16 protein-coding genes and 1 pseudogene are annotated in these 18,224 nt (G+C 72.3%); 8 read left to right on the top strand and 9 right to left on the bottom strand.

Annotated elements, in window-relative coordinates:
• Position 1: 1 nt before the first annotated feature.
• Positions 2 to 1,102: an enolase C-terminal domain-like protein gene (locus tag ACQPYN_RS07705; protein ID WP_433035408.1), complete on the bottom strand. Its 1,101-nt coding sequence runs from the start codon at positions 1,100 to 1,102 to the stop codon at positions 2 to 4.
• A 101-nt stretch (positions 1,103 to 1,203) separates the two neighbouring features.
• Between ACQPYN_RS07705 and ACQPYN_RS07700 the strand changes: the two genes are divergently transcribed.
• The 4 genes from ACQPYN_RS07700 to ACQPYN_RS07685 all read left to right on the top strand — a co-directional run bounded on the left by ACQPYN_RS07700 (position 1,204) and on the right by ACQPYN_RS07685 (position 8,257).
• A complete protein-coding gene (locus tag ACQPYN_RS07700; protein ID WP_433035406.1) occupies positions 1,204 to 3,012 on the top strand; it encodes a thiamine pyrophosphate-requiring protein in 1,809 nt (602 codons plus the stop codon).
• The gene (locus tag ACQPYN_RS07695) at positions 3,009 to 7,133 is read left to right on the top strand and encodes an FAD-linked oxidase C-terminal domain-containing protein (RefSeq protein ID WP_433035403.1); all 4,125 of its coding nucleotides are present in this window, start codon (positions 3,009 to 3,011) and stop codon (positions 7,131 to 7,133) included. The genes ACQPYN_RS07700 and ACQPYN_RS07695 overlap by 4 nt, the downstream gene beginning before the upstream one ends.
• A 10-nt stretch (positions 7,134 to 7,143) precedes the next feature.
• Positions 7,144 to 7,503: a hypothetical protein gene (locus ACQPYN_RS07690; RefSeq protein ID WP_433035400.1), complete on the top strand. Its 360-nt coding sequence runs from the start codon at positions 7,144 to 7,146 to the stop codon at positions 7,501 to 7,503.
• Positions 7,504 to 7,624: 121 nt separating this feature from the next.
• Positions 7,625 to 8,257 carry an acetate uptake transporter gene (locus ACQPYN_RS07685; protein WP_433035397.1) on the top strand — a complete coding sequence of 211 codons (633 nt, stop codon included), beginning with the start codon at positions 7,625 to 7,627 and terminating at the stop codon, positions 8,255 to 8,257.
• 311 nt (positions 8,258 to 8,568) lie between these two features.
• Here the strand turns inward: ACQPYN_RS07685 and ACQPYN_RS07680 are convergent, their stop codons facing one another.
• The 7 genes from ACQPYN_RS07680 to ACQPYN_RS07650 form a co-directional block, all read right to left on the bottom strand.
• On the bottom strand, positions 8,569 to 8,949 hold the full coding sequence (locus ACQPYN_RS07680; RefSeq protein WP_433035395.1) for a hypothetical protein: 381 nt from the start codon (positions 8,947 to 8,949) through the stop codon (positions 8,569 to 8,571).
• A complete protein-coding gene (locus tag ACQPYN_RS07675; RefSeq protein WP_433035393.1) occupies positions 8,950 to 10,440 on the bottom strand; it encodes a molybdopterin-dependent oxidoreductase in 1,491 nt (496 codons plus the stop codon).
• Positions 10,441 to 10,454: 14 nt separating this feature from the next.
• Entirely contained in the window at positions 10,455 to 10,919 is a 465-nt protein-coding gene (locus ACQPYN_RS07670) for a hypothetical protein (protein WP_433035391.1), read from the bottom strand.
• Between the two features lie 285 nt (positions 10,920 to 11,204).
• A complete protein-coding gene (locus tag ACQPYN_RS07665) occupies positions 11,205 to 11,552 on the bottom strand; it encodes a carboxymuconolactone decarboxylase family protein (protein WP_433035388.1) in 348 nt (115 codons plus the stop codon).
• Positions 11,553 to 11,648: 96 nt separating this feature from the next.
• Positions 11,649 to 12,539 (bottom strand): universal stress protein, encoded by an 891-nt coding sequence (locus ACQPYN_RS07660; protein WP_433035385.1) that lies wholly within the window; start codon positions 12,537 to 12,539, stop codon positions 11,649 to 11,651.
• A gap of 165 nt (positions 12,540 to 12,704) precedes the next feature.
• Positions 12,705 to 13,082 (bottom strand): DUF488 domain-containing protein, encoded by a 378-nt coding sequence (locus ACQPYN_RS07655; RefSeq protein ID WP_433035382.1) that lies wholly within the window; start codon positions 13,080 to 13,082, stop codon positions 12,705 to 12,707.
• 498 nt (positions 13,083 to 13,580) lie between these two features.
• Positions 13,581 to 14,561 (bottom strand): slipin family protein, encoded by a 981-nt coding sequence (locus ACQPYN_RS07650; RefSeq protein WP_433035379.1) that lies wholly within the window; start codon positions 14,559 to 14,561, stop codon positions 13,581 to 13,583.
• 297 nt (positions 14,562 to 14,858) lie between these two features.
• Here ACQPYN_RS07650 and ACQPYN_RS07645 point away from each other — a divergent pair, with 297 nt between their 5' ends.
• On the top strand, positions 14,859 to 15,293 hold the full coding sequence (locus ACQPYN_RS07645; RefSeq protein ID WP_433035376.1) for a MarR family winged helix-turn-helix transcriptional regulator: 435 nt from the start codon (positions 14,859 to 14,861) through the stop codon (positions 15,291 to 15,293).
• Positions 15,294 to 15,549: 256 nt separating this feature from the next.
• A complete protein-coding gene (locus tag ACQPYN_RS07640; protein ID WP_433035373.1) occupies positions 15,550 to 15,834 on the top strand; it encodes a DUF6343 family protein in 285 nt (94 codons plus the stop codon).
• 57 nt (positions 15,835 to 15,891) lie between these two features.
• Here ACQPYN_RS07640 and ACQPYN_RS07635 read toward each other — a convergent pair.
• Positions 15,892 to 16,928 (bottom strand): annotated as a pseudogene (locus ACQPYN_RS07635) (IS110 family transposase); the annotation flags it as partial.
• Between the two features lie 63 nt (positions 16,929 to 16,991).
• On the opposite strand from ACQPYN_RS07635, the gene ACQPYN_RS07630 reads away from it, so the two are divergent.
• Both ACQPYN_RS07630 and ACQPYN_RS07625 read left to right on the top strand, forming a co-directional pair.
• Complete coding sequence (locus tag ACQPYN_RS07630; RefSeq protein WP_433035370.1) at positions 16,992 to 17,303, top strand: transposase; 312 nt, start codon at positions 16,992 to 16,994, stop codon at positions 17,301 to 17,303.
• On the top strand, positions 17,300 to 18,202 hold the full coding sequence (locus ACQPYN_RS07625; RefSeq protein ID WP_433038774.1) for an IS3 family transposase: 903 nt from the start codon (positions 17,300 to 17,302) through the stop codon (positions 18,200 to 18,202). Before ACQPYN_RS07630 ends, ACQPYN_RS07625 begins: the two co-directional genes overlap by 4 nt.
• Positions 18,203 to 18,224: the final 22 nt, after the last annotated feature.

Genomic DNA, 18,224 nt, shown 5'->3' with positions numbered 1-18,224 from the left:
GTCAGGCGACCCGGTGGGGCTCTAGGTCGGCGGCGCGCAGGCTCAGCCCGTGCCCGGGCCGAGAGCGGTCGGGCCGCAGGGTGCCGTCGGGATAGGGGCTGAGCACGCCGTCGAAGGCGCGGGACTCGATGCGCACGTGGTCGTGGAAGTACTCGAGGTGGCGCAGGTGCCACACGGCGGTGCCGGCGTGCGCGCTGACCTGTGGCGCGCAGTGCAGCGAGAGGTCCAGGCTGCGCGCGTCGCAGAGGGCGGCGACGCGGGTGAGGGCCGTGTAGCCGCCGCACCGGGTGACGTCGGCCTGCAGGCAGTCGACCGCGCCGGCCGCGAGCATGCGGTGGAAGTAGGGCAGGTCGTAGCCGTACTCGCCGGCCGCCACCTCGACGCCGCCCGGACCGTGGTCCCGGACGAGGGCCAGGCCCTCGAGGTCGTCGGAGCTGACCGGCTCCTCGAGCCAGGTGACGCCCCGGTCGGCGAGCCGCCCGGCCCAGTCCAGGGCCTGCTTGCGGGTGTAGGCGCCGTTGGCGTCGACCATGAGCTCGACGTCGTCGCCCAGGGCGGCACGGACGACGTCCAGGCGGTGCACGTCGTCCTCGAGGTGCCGCCCGACCTTGATCTTGACCGAGGTCACGCCGTCGGCCACCCACCGCCGCAGCTGGGTGCGCAGTTGACCGTCGTCGTAGGAGGTGAACCCGCCGCTGCCGTAGACCGGCGTGGCGTCGTGGACCGCGCCCAGCGCCACCGACAGCGGGACGTCGCGCACACGGGCGTGCAGGTCCCACAGCGCGATGTCGACCGCGGAGATCGCCTCGGCGACGACCCCGGGACGGCCGAGGTTGCGCACCGCGTGGTGCATCGCCACCCACGCCGCCGGCACCGCGAGCACGTCACGGCCGCGCACGACGTCGGCCAGGACGGCGTCGACCGTCGTCGCCACCGGCGACCCGGCGTAGGTGTAGCCGAGCCCTGTGCACCCGGCCGCGTGCGCCTGCACCACGACGAGCGTCGTGGCGTCCCAGTCCAGCGTGCCGTCGGACTCCGGGGCGTCCGTGGGCAGCGTGTAGGCCGCCACCTCCAGCCCCTCGAGGGGCACCGTCGTGCTCACGCCCAAGTCGTACCACGTGCACTTCGTTTCTCAAACACGTCGTGCGTCACGCACGAAGCTGTGCCATCCTCGGGGCAGTCGAACCGGAAGGAGTCGGGCTGATGCTCGTCGCGGACTTCGTTCTCGAGCGCCTGCGCCGGTGGGGCGTGCACCGCATCTACGGCTATCCCGGGGACGGGATCAACGCGCTGCTCGGGGCCCTCGACCGCGCCGACGGCGACCCCGAACTGATCCAGCCGCGCCACGAGGAGATGGGCGCGTTCATGGCGAGCGCCCACGCCAAGTTCACCGGCGAGCTCGGGTGCGCGATGGCCACCTCGGGCGGCGGCGCGATCCACCTGCTCAACGGGCTCTACGACGCCAAGCTCGACCACCAGCCGGTGGTGGCGATCGTCGGGCAGCAGAAGCGGATCGGGCTGGGCTCGGCATTCCAGCAGGAGATCGACCCGAACACGCTCTACAAGGACGTCTCGTCGGACTTCGTGCAGACCTGCATGCACCCCGCCCAGGCCCGCCACCTGGTGGACCGCGCCTGCAAGGTCGCGCTGACCAACCGCACCGTCGCGACGATCATCATCCCCGAGGACGTGGCCGAGGCCGACGCCGTCCCGTCGCCGCCGCGGGAGCACGGCGCGGTGTTCTCCGGGGTGGGCTGGAGCCGGCCGCGGGTCCTGCCCGACCCCGGGGAGCTGCAGCGTGCCGCGGACGTCCTCAACGCCGGGGGTCGGGTCGCGATGCTGGTCGGGCAGGGCGCCCAGGAGGCCGGCGACGAGGTGATGGAGGTCGCCGAGGTGCTCGGCGCCGGCGTTGCCAAGACGTCGCTCGGCCGGGTCGAACCGGCCGACGACCTGCCCTACGTCACCGGGCCCATCGGGCTGCTCGGCTCGACCGCCAGCGACCACATGATGAAGAAGTGCGACACGCTGCTGTTCGTCGGCACGTCCTTCCCCTACGCGGAGTGGCTGCCCGAGGAGGGCCAGGCCCGCGGCGTGGAGATCAACCTCGACGGCCGCATGGTCGGGGTGCGCTACCCGATGGAGGCCAACGTCGTCGGGGACGCCCGCGAGACCCTGCGCGCGCTGCTGCCGCTGCTGGAGCGCAAGACCGACCGCTCCTGGCGCGAGGAGATCGAGCGCGAGGTCGACGAGTGGCACCGGGTGCTGGACGACCGCGCGCACGACGACGCCAGCCCGCTCAACCCCGAGCTCGTGGTGCACGAGGCCTCGAGGCGGCTGCCGGACGGGGCGATCCTCACCACCGACGCCGGGTCGGTGGCCAACTGGTGGTCGCGGCACCTCACGCTGCGCCGCGGGATGAAGGCGTCGCTGGCCGGCAACCTCGCCACGATGGGGCCCGGCACCCCCTACGCCATCGCGGCGCGGTTCGCCTTCCCCGACCGCCCGGTCATCGCATTCGTCGGCGACGGTGTGTTCCAGATGAACGGGATGCTCGAGCTGATCACGATCAAGCGCTACCGGGAGCGGTTCGAGAGCGCGCCGCTGGTGTTCTGCGTGTTCAACAACCAGGACCTCAACCAGGTCACGTGGGAGCAGCGGGCCATGGCCGGCGACCCGAAGTACCCCGGCAGCCAGTGGATCCCCGACGTCCCGTACGCGGAGTTCGCCGAGCTGCTCGGGCTGCGCGGCTTCCGGTGCGACAGCCCACACGACATCGGCAAGGCCTGGGACGAGGCGCTGTCCTCGAACGTCCCGTGCGTGCTCGAGGTCGTCGTCGACCCCGAGATCCCGCCCGTGCCACCCCATCTCATGGCCGAGCAGGCGACGAAGGCCGCGACGGCCGTGGCGAAGGGCGACCCGGAGACGCTGGGCATCGTCGAGAAGGGCGCGAAGCAGAAGGTCCACGAGTTCACCGAGTCGATCAAGTCGCACCTCCCGGGTGGTGGCCGGTGATCGTCGACCTGGACCTCCCCCGGGCCCGTCGCCGGCAGCCGGCGACCGGCGCGGCCGCGCTGGAGGCCGACCTCCGTGCCCGCGTCGACGGCGACGTGCGCCTCGACGCCGGCGCCCGCGCGATCTACTCCACCGACGCGTCCAACTACCGCGAGGTGCCGATTGGCGTCGTCGTACCGCGCAGCGTCGACGCCGCCGAGGCGGCGGTGGCGGTGTGCCGCGAGCACGGCGTCCCGATCCTGTCCCGCGGCGGCGGCACCAACCTCGCCGGCAGCACGACGAACACGGCCGTCGTCATCGACTGGACGCAGTACTGCCACCGGCTCGTCTCCCTGGACGTCGACGCCCGCACGGCCGTCGTCGAACCCGGCGCCGCGCTCGACCCGCTCAACGACCAGCTCGCCGAGCACGGTCTCGGGGTCGGGCCGAAACCGTCCACCCACGCCAGCTGCTCGATCGGCGGGATGATCGGCAACAACTCCTGCGGCTCGACCGCGCAGGCCTACGGCAAGATGGCCGACTCCGTGCGCCGGCTCGAGATCCTCACCTACGACGGGCTGCGGTGCTGGGTCGGCCCGACCAGCGACGGGGAGTACGAGCGCATCGTCGCCGACGGCGGCCGGCGCGCCGAGCTGTACCGCGGGCTGCGCGCCCTGCGCGACCGGTACGCCGACGAGATCCGCGCGCGCTACCCGGACATCCCGCGCCGGGTCTCGGGCTACAACCTCGACGCGCTCCTGCCCGAGCAGGGGTTCGACGTCGCCAAGGCCCTCGTCGGCAGCGAGAGCACGCTCGTCACCGTCCTGCGCGCCGAGATCGAGCTGTTCCCCACGCGCTCCGCCTCGGCCCTCGTGGTGCTCGGCTACCCCGACGTGGTCGCGGCGGGCTCCGACGTCCCCGCGGTCGTCGCGCACGGCCCCTCGGCGCTGGAGGGCATCGACTCCCGTCTCGTCGAGCTGGAGCGCAACGAGTCGCTGGCCGACGAGGCCATCGCCGAGCTCCCGCGCGGCGAGTCCTGGCTCATGGCGCAGTTCTCCGGTGACGACCAGGACGCCGTCGACCGCGCCGCCCAGGGTCTGGTGGACGAGCTGGGCCGGCGGGAGCACCCCCCGACCAGCAAGATCCTCGAGAAGCCGCTCTCCGAGCAGCGGCTCTGGGAGGCACGCGAGGCCGGACTCGGCGCCACGGCCTACCCCCCGCTCGCCTCGCCCACCCATCCCGGCTGGGAGGACGCCGCGGTCGCGCCGGAGAAGCTCGGTGACTACCTGCGCGACTACCTCGACCTGCTCCGCCGCCATGGCCTCGGCGAGACGGCGGTGTACGGCCACTTCGGCCAGGGGTGCGTGCACTGCCGCATCCCCTTCGACCTCGGCACCGCCGGCGGCGTGGAGGACTTCCGGTCCTTCCTCGTCGAGGCCGCGCACCTGGTGACGTCGTACGACGGGTCACTCTCGGGCGAGCACGGCGACGGGCAGGCCCGCGGCGAGCTGCTGCCCATCATGTTCGGCGAGCGGATCGTGGAGGCGTTCGGCGAGCTCAAGACGCTGTTCGACCCGGGCGAGAAGATGAACCCCGGCAAGGTCGTGCACCCGCGCCGCGTCGACGCGGACCTGCGCCAGGGCAGCGACCACCGCCCTTGGGAGCCGACGACCTTCTTCGACTACCCCGACGACTCGCACCGGTTCTCGGCCGCGGTCGCGCGCTGTGTCGGCATCGGCCACTGCCGGGGGCACGAGAGCGGGGTCATGTGCCCGAGCTACCGGGCCACCCGCGAGGAGGAGCACTCGACCCGCGGCCGCTCCCGGGTGCTGTTCGAGATGATGCGCGGCGAAGTCATCACCGACGGCTGGCGCTCGACGGAGGTGCGCGACGCGCTCGATCTGTGCCTGGCGTGCAAGGGCTGCAGGAGCGACTGCCCGGTGGACGTCGACATGGCCACCTACAAGGCCGAGTTCCTGTCCCACCACTACGCCGGCCGGGCCTGGCGCCGCCCCCTCGCCCACTGGTCCATGGGCTGGCTCCCGCTCTGGGCGCGCCTGGCGACCCGCGCGGCCCCGGTCGCCCGCTGGGTCAACCGGATCACTGCGACGCCCGGCCTGTCCCGGCTGGTGAAGAAGGCCGGCGGCGTCGCCGAGCAGCGGGCGATCCCGGCGTTCGCCGAGGAGCGCTTCGTCACGTGGTTCGCCCGCCGCACCCCACAGGTCCCCGCGCCGCCCCACCCCCGGGGACGGGTGCTGCTGTGGCCGGACACGTTCACCGATGCCTTCCATCCGGCGATCGCGCGCGCGGCGGTCGCCGTGCTCGAGGCCGCGGGCTTCGAGGTCACCGTGCCCGACGCCGAGGTGTGCTGTGGCCTGACCTGGATCTCCACCGGACAGCTGCCGGTCGCCCAGCGGGTGCTCCGCCGCACCCTCGAGGTGCTGCGTCCCCAGCTGCGCGACGGGACACCCGTGCTGGTGCTCGAACCGAGCTGCGCCGCGGTGTTCCGGTCCGACCTGCCCGAGCTGATGCACGGTGACGAGGACGCCCACCGGCTGGCGGCCCAGACGTACACGCTCGCGGAGCTCCTGGCGCAGAAGGCGCCCGACTGGCGGCCCGCGACCCGGCTGGACCGGCGTGCGGTCATGCAGCCGCACTGCCACCAGCACGCCGTGCTCGGCACCGACGCCGACCGCACGGTGGCCGCCGCGGCGGGCGTCGACCTCGAGGTGCTCAACGCCGGGTGCTGCGGCCTGGCCGGCAACTTCGGCTTCGAGGAGGGGCACTACGACGTGTCGATGGCCTGCGCGGAGGACAAGCTGCTGCCCGCGCTGCGTGCCACCGACCCCGGGACCCTCGTGATCGCCGACGGATACAGCTGCCGCACCCAGATCGAGCAGTCCGACGTCGACCGCACCCCGGTGCACCTCGCCGAGGTGCTCGCCGCCGCCGTCCGCGGCCGGCGTCCCGCGGCCGACCACCCCGAGCAGGATCTCGCCCGGCGCCCGTGCCGGCCCGACGGGCGGGAACGGTGCGTCCCGTCCGGCGACCACCACCGCGACACCACCGCGGGGGTGTCGAGGGCACGCCGCACCGGCGGCCTCGCGGTCGCCGCGGCCGCCGTCCTCCCCGTCCTCCTGGCCGGCTGCGCGACGGCCGGCCGGGCCGGGACGGGCGCGGCCGTGGTCGTGGTCGTGGCGCACGCTGGCGCCGCGCTCCACGAGCCGGTCTGGTCCGCGGGCACGCACGCCCTGGTCGCCCTCACCGACGACGGCCGGGTCGTCCGGGTCGATCCCGGGGGGCCCGGGTGGCCCGCGACCAGCACGGTGTCGGCGCCCCTGGGCAGGCTCGGGGAGAACGTGGTCGACGACCCCGACGACCCTTCGCAGGTCTTCGTCGCCCAGCCGGACGCGGGCCGGGTCGTCGCGCTCGACGCGACCGCCCTGCGGCCCGCCGGCGCGGTCACCGTCGGCCCCGAACCCGACTACCTCGCCACCGATGACGGCGCCCGGACCCTGCTCGCCCTCTCCGAGGACCGCACGACCGTGTCCGGCTACGACCTGGGGAACCTGCGCCCGCTGCCGCCGCAGGACGTGCACGCGAGCCCCGACGCGGAGCTCGACGGCGCCGCCCGCGGCCGGCCCGTGGAGTACCACGTCCTGGGCCCCGACGGGATCACTCACCACAAAGGCGCCCCCGGGCCCGTCGAGGAGACCGGCCGGATCGCCGTGCGGGCCGGCCACAGCGCGGGCGACGAGGTGAAGGTCGATCGTCTCTACGTCGCCGAGCGCGACAGCGACCGCCTGCTCGCGGTCGAGACCCCGCCGGACCACGAGAGCCTGTCCGTCGTGGCCACGGCCGACCTCGGGTCCCCGGTGCGCGACGTCGGGACCGACGAGACCCGCGTCTACGCCGCCACCGACGACGCCCTGGTGGTCTTCGCGACCGACAGCTTCATCGGCTACCCGGACGGCCACCTGCACCGCGTCGCCACCGTCCCCTACCGCGACGCCCTGCCCGACGGACCGGCCCGGAACGCCTCGGTGTCCGGGCTGGCCGTCGGCCCGGACCGCGTCTGGCTGACGTTCGACGGGCAGGACACCGTCGTGGGCATCGCCCGACCACCGATCCCGGAACCGTGAGGACACCCCCGTGAGCGAACAGACCACCGCGCGCGACGCCTACCCGGTCCCGGGGGTCACGGGGGTCACGGCCGACCTCGACCGGGCGTTCGCCGCGGTCGCCGCGCTGCGGGCCCTGGGTGCGGCCGAGGACCGCCGGCACGACGAGGTCCGCGTGTACGACGCCTCGATCCGCTGGGGCGCCCTCGTCGCGGGCCGGCTGCACCGCCTCGCCCTGCTGCACCGTCGTGGAGCGATGTCGGACGGGCAGCGCACCCGCTACACGGATCTCGAGGTCGAGCTGGCCGAGCTGGCGCCGGTACTCGACCGTCTCGGGCTCCCCGACCCCCGTCACCGCCCGGTTCCGCCGGACGTGAAGGTCCGGCGCTGACGCCCCGCCGTCACGCCAGGCGGAGCACGACGCCCGGAATGCACGTCGCGCAAAATGGGCCTTCGGTCTACCTTGGAGGGTGGTGCGCCACCGGCACGGATCGAGACGGAAGGGGACGTTCATGAGCAGCGAGACCCAGGTCGGAGAGCTGGCGGGCGAATCCGGGGTGCAGCGACAGGCCTCGGCGGCGGCTGCGGTCATCGCCGACCCCGGAGCCCTCGGCCTGGCCGGCTTCGCCGCGACCACGATGGTGCTCAGTTGCTTCAACGCCGGACTGCTGCCCACGGCCGGGGAGAAGGTGGTGCTCCCGCTGGCCCTGTTCTACGGCGGCCTCGTCCAGGTCCTCGCCGGCATGTGGGAGTTCCGCAAGGGCAACACCTTCGGCGCGACGGCCTTCTCCTCCTACGGCGCCTTCTGGCTCTCGTTCGCCGCGTACGTCCAGTTCGTGGTCCCCGCGCTCGGTGGGACGGCCGCCGCGGCCCCGTACACGGGGTTGTACCTCCTGGCGTGGACGATCTTCACCGCGTACATGGCCGTCGCTTCGGTGCGCACCAACGCCGCGATCGCGGCCGTCGTGGTGCTGCTGTTCGTCACCTTCCTGCTGCTGACCGTGGGCGAGTTCGGGGTCGGTGGCCTGGCCACCGTCGGCGGGTACGTCGGTCTGGCCACGGCGTTGGCCGCCTGGTACGCGTCGGCCGCGATCGTCACCAACGCCACCTGGGGTCGGGTGGTGCTGCCCGTCGGCGCCCGCTGACCCGGCCCGCCCTACCGCGGCCGGCGGCGGCCCGCCTCGCGGAGGTCCCACCGGTGGCGGCCCGCCGATGCGCCGAGCAGCGGCGACGGCGACGGCGGCCGAGGTGAGGGCGGCGAGGAGGTGGCGCACCCGGCGGATGTGCGACGCCGAGCCCCCGCAGCAGGATGCGGTGGCGCGCCAGGCGGCGGACGAGTCTGCGGTCGTCGGCCCGCAACCGCTCCGCGATCTCCTGCGGGGACCGCTCGTACCCGGCGGTCAGCGTCGTCACCGCCTCCTCCTGTCCGGGATGTCCTCGCTGTCCCCGGGCCGCGCTACGGGGACCCGGCGCCGGAGCGGAGCGGGCCGGTCCCGTTCCGCGAGCGCGGGCGCACCCGCAGGGACCTCCCACGAAGCGCCTCTCCGGTGCTGTCGCGTGGTCCGAGCAGGCCCCGCGCGTCGTGCACCCTCACCGCGGAGTGCGGCGACGGGCAGCCGGGCGCGGTGCACGTCAGCGCGACCATCCACGCGTCGGTCCGTTCGCTGCGGAACAGGAAGCCCAGGTAGAGGGCGTCGCCGACGGCGAACGCGGTGCCCCCGCAGGCCCCACAGGAGATGCCCTCCCGCGCGAGCTGGGCCTGCACCCGGGCGCGCTGCCCGTCGTCGAGCGGGACGAGGTCGGCCGGGCGGGTGTCGGCGGCGTTCAGGCTGCTCATCTAGATCGCGACGTCCTTGTCGTAGTAGACGTTGTCCTCGCGCCAGCCGCCGGCACCGCGCCCGATGACGTCGTAGGAGGACACGAGCTCGATCCGCTCGATCCACTTGACCATCTTGAAACCGACCTGGTTCTCGATGCGCAGCCGGAGCGGGGCACCGTGCTTGATGGGGAGCGAGCCGCCGTTCATCCCGTAGGCGAGGAGCGTGTGCGACTGCCGCGCGAGGTCGAGGTCGATGACCTCGTAGAACCGGCCTCCGCCCTCGGAGCTCGGCTCGTCGCGGGCGTTGTCCTGCAGGGAGAGCACACACAGGTAGCGCGCCTCGGGCATTGGCTGGACGCGGTCGAGCAGCACCCGCAGCGGCAGGCCCGTCCACTCCCCGATGCTCGACCAGCCCTGCACACAGTTGTGCAGCACCCGCTGGGTCTGCGGCTCCCCCAGCGCCCGCAGCTCGTCGAGCGAGAGCCGCACGGGACGGTCCACCAGCCCCCCGACGTCGAGGCGCCAATCGGCGAAACCGTGCACGGCGAGCGTCTTGTAGGCGTCGCTGTCCGGCGGCTTGCCGTTGACCCGGTGCTGGGGTGAGAGCTCGGCCGTGGAGTAGTCCTGCCGCGAGACCAGCGGCCGGAGCGTCAACAGCCGGACGCGCTCGAGCACCGCGCCGAGCACGCGCTGCACCGAGCGCGGGTGCCGCAGGCTCCAGACCGTCGCGGCGACGTGGAGCAGGACGATCGCGGCGATGATGCCCAGCGAGGCGGCGATCGCCCAGCGCGTGTCCCGCACCTCACCGAAGATCATCAACGCGTTGAGCTCGCCCCACCCCCACAGCGCGATCATCGCGACGTGTACGACCACGAACGCCAGAAACGCCACCAGCCCGAGGAAGTGCAGGCTGCGCGCACTCTGGCGCCCGCCGAAGAGCCGCACGTACCAGGGGAACCGGGCCTCGACCGCCGGTGACTGCGCGGCACCGGTGAGGATCTGGAACGGGGCGAGGAGGAAGATCACCGCGGCGTAGGTGAGCTTCTGGATGCCGTCGAGGGGTTCGCCGGGCAGCAGGGGCGGCAGGTCAAAGCTCAGGTAGGTCAGCAGATCGTTCCACGCCGTCGGGAAGATCTCCCAGGAGTACGGGATGTAGCGGTGCCACTGCCCGGTCCCGAACAGCAGCGCGACGTAGACCACGCCCGTCCCCACCCATCCGAGCACGCTGACGAAGTGCCAGTGTCGGCCCATCCCGAGCATCTTCCGGCCGGGCAGGGAGATCACCGGGGAGTAGTTCTCCTCCTCGTCGAGGGTGTCGTAGAGCTTGTCGGTCGGCATGGTCTTGCGCGTGAATCGGGCCCATTCGGTGCCGGGCCGGCTGTCGTTGCGCCAGTACAGCTTCGGGTAGCTGCCGAGGATCTCGTGGCCGCTGCGCATGAGGAGGGTCAGGAACAGCACGTTCAGCCAGTGCTCGATGCGCAACCATGCCGGGAAGTCCAGGGTCGTCACGGTGCTCCCGTCGCTCAGTCGTGCCAGTGCCGGTGTCCGGGCCGCGCGACGGTGACGCCGAGCAGCAGCGAGCCGTGCAACAGGAGGAACAGAGCCGCGAGGCCGAGGGCGGCTGTGGCACCGGGGTGGTCCCAGCGACCGAGCGCGCCGACCACACCGGGCAGACCCACGGTGCGGCTGAGGACCCATAGCGCGATCGACACGGCGCACACGGCGCTGCCCGCGAACCAGCCGAGGCCCGCCACCGGGCGGGAGCGCGCGCCGAGCATGACCGTCACGGCGAGCAGCGCGACCGCCACGGCCAGCCCGGCCCACACGCGCACCCAGCCCGGGTACCTCCCGCTCAGCAGGGTCAGCTGCGGCACGGTGAGCGCGCCGAGGAGGACCACGCCCACACCTGTCGTGGTCCGGGGGCCGGCGAAGGCCACCCAGCGGTACACGGTGAGGCACGCCCGCACCCGCCCCGCCGCGACCGCCATCCGCGTCCTCCCACCTCGTCCCGTGTGGCTCATGCTAGCCGCTTGTCGTGCGTTATGCACGACGTACAGTTATCGCGACGTGCGAGCGAGATGGCTGCGGCGCGCGACGGCGCGTCGCGGTCGCCGAGGCCCGCACCCACGTCGAGCCGTCACCCCCGACGGTCGCGGGCGCCCCCGGGGTGGTCGCGGAGGTCCCGAGCGGGCTGTCATGACCAGGGCGGAGCGTTCGTGCGTTGTCCTGCAGGACAGCCGCGACAGGGTCGGAGCGTGAGTCTTCGGCTCAGGTCACCGATGCTCGTGCGCGCTGACCTCGCCCGATGCGTGCAGGGCCAGAGTGGAGTGCGCATACGCACCGCCGGCCCGCATCTCGGCTGCCACCCAGATCGCTTCCATGAGCTCTTCCTCGCTCGCGCCTTTCCTGCGGGCGAGCCGCGTGTGGCCGTCGATGCAGTAAGGGCACTGGGTGACATGGGCGACGGCGACAGCAATGAGCTGCTTGGTCTTCACCGGTAGAGCGCCATCGGCGAATACCGCGCGGCTGAAGGCCTCGAACGCAGCATGGATGTCCGGGGCGAGCGCCTGGCGCCGCTCGGAGAGCTCCGATGTGGGTTGCGGATAGAACGGTTGGGCCATGGTGGCTACCTCCTGGGAAGGAACATCGACGTGATCAGGGGCTGGGCACTCCGTCCTGGTGCGGGGAGTGCCATGGGACATCTGCAGATGGGGCCGTCACGCTGCTCGAGCCCGTCCGGCCGTGACCGCTCGCGGCCGGGCCACGGCGATGGGGCAATGAGCGGCGTGCCGCAGTACCTGGCTGACCGAACCGAACAGGACCCCGGTCATGCAGCCGCGTCCTCGGGAGCCGACGACGACCAGCGCCGCCCCGGCCGACTCCACGGCGAGCGCGTGCGCCGGGTCGTCGCAGGCGAGCTTGGGCGTGATGTCCACGGTGGGGAACCGCTCCCGCCACCCTGCGAGCGCGCCGTCGAGCGCGCGGCACTCCACGGCTCGGGACGCGGCCCAGTCGTCGGCGAGCCCACCACTGTCAGCCGGAGGCCGCGGGGTCCACGCATGCAGGGCCGTGAGCCCGACCCCGCGCTGCGCCGCCGCCTGCAGCGCGAAACCGATCGCCCGGCTCGAGAGATCCAAGCCGTCGACCCCGACCACGACCTTGGCCCGTGACGGGCCGGGAACCACCTCGCGCAACGGGGGCACCGTCACCACAGGACACTGGGCCCGCGCCGAGACCGCGACACTGACCGAGCCCGCGAGGGCACGGCGCACGCCCCGGCGACCACGACCCCCCACGACGATCAGACAGGCCCGCTGACCGAGGAGTGCCGGCACCGGGCCGCCCGACACGAGGCGCGTGGTCACCTCGACCTCGGGCGCGACGAGTGCGGCTCGTCGCGCCGCCTCGTGGAGTACATCCCCGGTGCCGGTGTACGGCGAGAGGGACGGGAGCGGCCCGAGCGGACCCGTGTCGATCGGAGGCGGACAAGCATGCACGACCCACAACGGGCGGACCTGCGTGGCGGCCTCGGCCACCGCCCAGTCCAGAGCGTCTCGCCCGGACGGCGAACCATCCACGCCCACGACCACCGGGACCGGATCGCTCATCACCCCTCCAGAGATCCTCGTGGATCGTCGAGACCCGCGCGGTCGGCGACGGATGGAGCGCCGCCGCGCGAGCTCCTGGCCGTCGCTATATCGTGACACGATCTATCAGGGTGTTCTCGTCGCACTTTCGAACACCGTGGTCCTCGATCGGCGCCGTGCGACCCGTCAGCCGGTGCCGCGCCGGGCGTCGAGCAGGTCCGCGAGCACCGCGGCCTGGCTGATCTCGGGCTGCCGAGTGGCGGTCAGCAGGGTGAGAGTCCGGCCAGCCGCGAGCCCGCGCAGATGTGCCAGTGCCGCGGCCGGGCCCGGTTCGTCGAGTTCTGCCCGGTAGCGGCGTGCGAACTCGTCGAACCGCGACGGGTCGTGGCCGTACCACCGGCGCAAGGCGGTCGAGGGCGCGACGTCCTTGCACCACACGTCGAGGTCCGCGGCAGCCTTGGCCAGCCCGCGCGGCCACACCCGATCGACGAGCACCCGCACTCCGTCCTGGGGCGTGCGCTGCTCGTAGACCCGGGCGACCCGTGCGGCGGGGCGCGTCGTCATTCCGACTCCGCCCACGCCGGCGCTCCGCGGGTCCGTCCGCGAGCCGTCGGCCTGAGCAGGCGCCCGCCCTCGTTCTCCCATCTCGCCGCGGCCACCTCCTGGAGGGTCGGACCCGCGCGGGTGTCGGGTCCGGCGACACCGTCCGCGGGCACCGGGCCACGTCGAGGACGGGCCGCGGTGGAGCCCGACACGTCGGCCGCCCGCGTCCGGAACCGGGGTCGACCGACTCCGGGCCGGCCAGGAACCTCGCGTCGAGAGGATTCATGACGGTAGGACACCGAACACCTCCATCGCCGGCGGATCAACTCGCGCTCCGACCCTCACCGGTTTCCTCGGACGAGGTCTCCCCCATCTCACGGGGCAAGTGTCGCTCCTACCGGCGGGAGGCGGTCTGTGGCCGGCGAACACACTCGCCGCAATGCTTTGTCGTGCGCCCACAGGACATCTGCGACGCGATCGGAGCGCGACCCGAGCCACGTCAGGCCTGACGGTGACCGCTCACATCCTCGGTGCGGAATCGAGAACAGACATCGCCGGCCGCCATTCGGACTCGTCGCGAAGGGGGGCCTGGTCGGGCTGTGCCGACCCGGCGTCCGCCGACTGCCACGCGCCGACGAGGTCCCCGGGCACCGGCGGTGTGCGGGGCGACGGCGTCGACGGAGGCGAGGGCTCGTCGGCCGTGGCCGTGGTGGCAGCCGCGACGCTCCCGCTGGGCTCGGCGGGGGTGGCCCGCTCGAGGAAGCGCAACAGCTCGACGGGGAAGGGCAGCACCAGCGTGGAGTTCTTCTCGGCGGCGACCTCGACGACGGTCTCGAGCAACCGCAGCTGCAGCGCGGCAGGGCTCTCGGCCATCATGTCGGCCGCCTCGGTGAGGTTCAGCGCGGCCTGCTTCTCGCCGTCGGCGATGATGACCCGAGCGCGGCGTTCCCGCTCGGCCTCTGCCTGCCGCGACATCGAACGCTTCATCGATTCGGGCAGTGTGACGTCCTTGATCTCGACACGGTCGATGTGCAGACCCCAGCCCACCACCGGGCTGTCGATCATCAACTCCATGCCCTGGTTGAGCTTCTCCCGGTTGCTCAGCAGGTCGTCGAGGTCGCTCTTGCCGATGATCGAACGCAGCGAGGTCTGGGCGAGCTGGCCGACCGCGGAGAGATAGTCCTGCACATCGACCGCGACGCGCACAGGGTCGACCACGCGGAAGTAGATCACGGCGTCGACCCGGACGGTGACGTTGTCGCGGGTGATGCCGTCCTGCGCAGGGACCGGCATGGTAACGATCTGCATGTTCACCTTCTTCATCCGGTCCACGATCGGCACCAGCATCGCGATCCCCGGACCACGAGTGGTTCCTTCCTCCACCCGGCCGAACCGGAACACGACTCCGCGCTCGAACTGCTTGACCACCCGGACACTCGAGCCGAGGACCACCGCCGACAGGGCCACGGCCACGACGATCACCACGATGAAAATCGTCATCTCACTTGCCACTCCTCATCGTTCTCTCACCACCTGCGTCCGCAGCGACGAGGTCATGAAGGACTCGGGCCCGAGTCGTCGTAGCCCGAGCGCGGTCCCAGCCCCTGCAGGCCGACGGAGCCGTCGGGTCAGCCAGATCAACAGCCCGGCCACCGCGGCGAAGAACACCGCAAGGCTGGCACCCTGACTTTCTGTATCGTAACACGATATTATCTCGCCGTACGATAGATTCTCGGCGCGACGGTGGGTCACGAGGTGATGAGGGTCGTGGGGTTGGACGTGGATGATTCAGGTCCGATGACGAAGCGTGACTTCGAGGCGCTGGCGGATTTCCGCTTGGCGGTCCGGTCCTACCTGCGCTTCAGCGACGAGACCGTGCGCCAGCACGGCCTCACTCCCCAGCACTACCAGCTGCTGCTCGCGCTAAAGGGCTTCCCCGGCCGCGAGTGGGCCTCCGTGGGCGAACTCGCGGAGCGGCTGCAGCTGCGGCACCACAGCACGGTCGAGCTGGTCAACCGCGCTCAGGGCAACGGGCTGGTGCAGCGGAACGAAGACCCGGACGACGGGCGGACGGTGCGGGTCCTGTTGACTCCGGAAGGTCAGCGCATGCTCGCTCTGCTGAGCCCGCTGCACCGCGACCAGATGCAACGGATGGCTGCCGCGTTGACCCCACCCGCGTGGGCCGGCACGCCCTGCCCGCAGACGACGCCGGGCACCGCGGCGACGGCCTGAAGGTCGCCGAGCGAGAGTCCGACCGCCTCGAGAGATCGGCGGCCCGCCGTGGCTCACGTCGTGCCATGCGGGCGCCCGTCGTCGGCGTTGATCGAATCGAGCACCGTGGCGCTGTACGGGTTGACAACCGCAGACGCCGATTCTGTCGACGCACACGACGAGAGGTCGGGGTCCATCCACCATTCTGTGGCCGGGCCCGGCGCCCGCAGCCGGCGAGCCCATGTACCGGACGACATCGACGAGAGGAGGGACGGCCGTGACCAAGAAGCCCCGCCGCACCCGTGCGGACTACGAGCGCGGTCTGCCCGACTACCACGACCCCACGGCCGGCTTCGGCGGCGCGGCACCGACCTACAGTCCGTTGACCTTCCGTGCCGTGCTCGCCGCGTTCGGGCTGGTGACCTCGATCGCGGGCGTCGTCGTGTTCCTCGCCGTGGTGTGGCTGCCCTGGGCGGCGACCGCGTTCGGCGTGGTCGCCGCGATCTGCCTCGTCGACCTCGCCTGGGTGCTGTACCGCAAGGCGCGTGGCGAGCCCGGCTAGACATCCCACTGTTGTAAGCGGTCGAGCCACGGCTGGGGTGGTGTTGTCGACGAGGTGCCATGCGGTGGCCTCGTCGTAGGGACGTCGGTGGCGCAGGCAGCCGTGCAGGATGCCGACGAGCCGGTTGGTCAGGGCGCGCAGGGCTTGGTGGTGGGTGTTGCCGCGGGCGCGGTGGGCGTCGTAGTAGCCGCGGGCGCCGGGCGAGGTGTTCAGGGCGGTGAAGGCCTGTTGGTAGAGCGCGTCGGCGAGTCGTCGGTTGCGGGCGTGGCGGGCGAGCACGACTCGCGCCTTGCCCGAGGCGCGGGTGACCGGGGCCATCCCGGAGTAGTTCTTGCGGGCCCGCGCGTCGGCGTAGCGGTGCGGGTCGTCTCCGAATTCGGCGAACACCCGGGCGGCGAGCACTGGTCCCAGCCCGGGCTGGGACAGGTGAGCTCAGCGTCCGGGTGCCGGCCAAAACCCGCCTGCACCTCGCCTCGCAGGACCTCGCACTGGCGGGCGAGCTCGCCGATCACCGCGACCAAGGCCGTCACGCTCGCGGCGTAGGCGTGCACCACCCCGGGATGGGCCTCGAGCTGCTCGGCGCGCAGCGCCGCCACGATGCGCTGCGCGGTCGCGGAGAGGTTGCGCTGGCGGCCGGCGGCGCGCAGCGCCTTCTCGACCTGCGCCCCGCGCAGGCGCCGCCCCTGGGCCGGGGTCGGTGCCAGCGCGAGCACCGCGAGGGCATCTCGCCCGGCAAGGTCGTCGAACGCGGCCAGAGCGCCGGGGTAGTACTCGCGCAGCATCGATCGCAACGTGTTGGTCTGTCGTTGCCGCGACCAGATCATCGACTGATGGGCGCGGGCGACGACCTTGACGTGCTCGGCGATCGCGCTGTCCCCGGCGATCGGGCGGTGGTGGTCGCGGTCCAGGCGCACCAGCTCGGCCAGCACGTGCGCGTCACCGGGATCGCTCTTCGCGCCCGAGGCCCCGTGGCGTTCCCGGTAGCGGGCGGCCTGCAGTGGGTTGACCGCATAGACGACATAGCCCGCAACGAGCAGGGCCTGCACCCACGGCCCGCGGTCGGTCTCGATCCCGACCAGCACCTGGTCGGACTCTGAGGTTCCCCCGGTAGCCCGGAGACCGACGATCATGGCCGTAGGCCGTGAAGGGAGTCTCCGATGGCAGCACCGAAGAAGTACCCCGATGAGCTGCGCGAGCGGGCGGTGCGGCTCTACCGGTCGTCCACCCCGCGACCGACCTTCCGCCAGCTCGGTGAGCAGCTGGGGGTGCATCATGAGGCGCTGCGCAACTGGGTGCGCCAGGCCGAGGCCGACCACGGCGAGCGCGACGACCGTCCCACGACCGCCGAGGCCGAGGAGCTGCGCCGGCTGCGCAAGGAAGTCGCCGAGCTGCGCCGAGCGAACGAAATCCTGAAGGCGGCGAGCGCTTTTTTCGCCCAGGAGATCGACCCGACAAGGAAACGGTCATAGCGTTCGTCGCCGCCCGGAAAGATGACTTCGGCGTCGAGCCGATTCTGTCTCAGCTCGGGGTGGCGCCCTCGACCTTCTATGGCTGGCTCGAGCAGGACCGTGACCCTTCACCGCGCCGTCGCGAAGATGTCGAGGTCCTCGCCGAGATCCGCGAGGTGCACGACCGGTCGGGCCAGACCTACGGCGCCCCACGCGTGCACGCCACCCTGCGCCGCCGCGGCCGACACGTCTCCCGCAAGCGCGTCGAGCGGCTCATGCGCGCCGCCGGTCTGCAGGGCGCCTACCTGCGCAAGCGCTGGCGCACACCCTCAACCCGCCAGGACCCGCGCGCCTCATCGGCCCCGGACCTGGTCGAACGCGACTTCACCGCCCAGGCCCCGGACCGGCTCTGGGTCGCCGACGCCACCCGCATCCCCTGCGCCCAGGGCGCCTTGTGGCTCGCTGCGGTCCGCGACGTGTTCTCCAACCGCATCGTCGGGTGGAAGACCTCCGACCGGTGCGACACCGAACTCGTCCTCGGCGCCCTCGAATACGCGGTCTGGTCCCGCGACGTGCGCAACGGCCAGCTTCGGCACCATTCCGACCGCGGCTCGAACTACACGTCGTTCCGTTTCGGCGCCCGACTCGAGGACCACGGCATTCTCGCCTCGATGGGGTCGGTCGGCGATTCCTACGACAACGCGCTGATGGAGAACTTCTTCTCCACCCTCAAGACCGAGCTCGTCTACCGCCGAACCTGGAGGACCCGGGAAGAGGCCGAGAACGCCCTGTTCGCCTACATCGACGGCTGGTACAACCGCGAACGCATCCAGGCCCGCCTGGGCTGGCTGTCCCCCGACGAGTACGAGCACACCTGGCACACCAGCCGAGCTCACCCCGAGCCCGTCCCGGCCAGGTAGGAAGCACTCCGGGCTACCGGGG

It is taken from the genome of Actinomycetospora sp. CA-053990 (assembly GCF_050948445.1).
Taxonomy (GTDB): Bacteria; Actinomycetota; Actinomycetes; order Mycobacteriales; family Pseudonocardiaceae; genus Actinomycetospora; species Actinomycetospora callitridis.
The sequence above is the reverse complement of the archived record's forward strand: the minus strand, read 5'-3'. Positions and strand labels throughout refer to the sequence as shown.